Origin of the sequence: Acinetobacter sp. TG2027 (assembly GCF_000302435.1) — a bacterium.
GTDB lineage: Bacteria > Pseudomonadota > Gammaproteobacteria > Pseudomonadales > Moraxellaceae > Acinetobacter > Acinetobacter pittii.
On record NZ_AMJN01000004.1, the window covers coordinates 1 to 1,072 of the forward strand.

Sequence of the window (1,072 nt, forward strand, 5' to 3'; positions counted from 1 at the left end):
TTATAAAGCTTTGAATTAAAGTAATCCGTAATTTCTTTACCTTCGGTTTGAATTTTTTCCTCATTTAAAGGTAAAAAATCTAATTCAGATTTCAAGCCCATATACTCTGGAATAAATTTCTTTATAGGCGGAGGTGGTTTAGGTCCACCTTCTGTAATTTTTTCGATAAATCCAGCTAACCATAAAATATACTCACCTTCTGAATTATGAGGAGGAATCAAACTCACATCTATTTTTACTTTACATTCATCTAATGGTCTACTGAACAATTCAACAAAATCAATAAAATTATATTTTAATTTAAATTCTGTTCCCTCAATTTCTCTGCGTATACATATCATAAGTAAGTTCATATTTTCAATACAGTCATGTGAAAACAATTCCTCATCTTTAATTTTGTTATAAATATTTTCCGCAAACATGAGATACTGTGGCATTTCAGCAGCTCCTCATTTTTATAAAGTATTTTTCTTAAGGTAGTCCTATTATAACAATGTTGCAACAAGAAATTTTCCATTTTTAGTTTAAGGAAATTTTAAAAATTATAAAAACGATTATATTCAATAAATTAGTACGAATAAAAGCTATGGAAGTTTGATTTTTCTATTGAGCTTTAAAATGGATTATTGTGTTTAAATTATCAATTTAAAAAGCTTGCCTAGTAGGCAAGCTCCCCCTTTTTTGATATTTGCGCTGATCAATAAGGTTAGTGTTACTTAAAGCAACACACTGATAATACTGAAATATTTAAAAATAAAAAAGCCCACTTCCTATTTTTATTCAGAAATGGGCTTAGCGAAAAAAAACGCTTAGACCTGAAATAGGAAATATCTATTCGGAAATATCTCCAACTTCATATTGGCATAATATTTAAGCACTAGCAATAGGGACTGAATTAAAAATATCAAATATTCATATTTAAATAGATAAAGATTTCTTTTTTTGAATGGTTTTATTTTTAGCCTACATAATTTTTTTACTTATCAAGAGTTATAAAGAATATGTGCCCATCAATAGGTAATACTTAATAAGGTCTTATGTGTAGTAACCATTAGGCTCTAGAGAGTAAGAA

At 27.8% G+C, this 1,072-nt stretch carries 1 protein-coding gene; it reads right to left on the reverse strand.

Going from position 1 to position 1,072, the window contains the following annotated elements:
- Nucleotides 1–437: hypothetical protein (locus B806_RS0101865; RefSeq protein ID WP_017402536.1), on the reverse strand; the 437-nt coding region annotated here is incomplete at its 3' end.
- Nucleotides 438–1,072 lie beyond the last annotated feature (635 nt).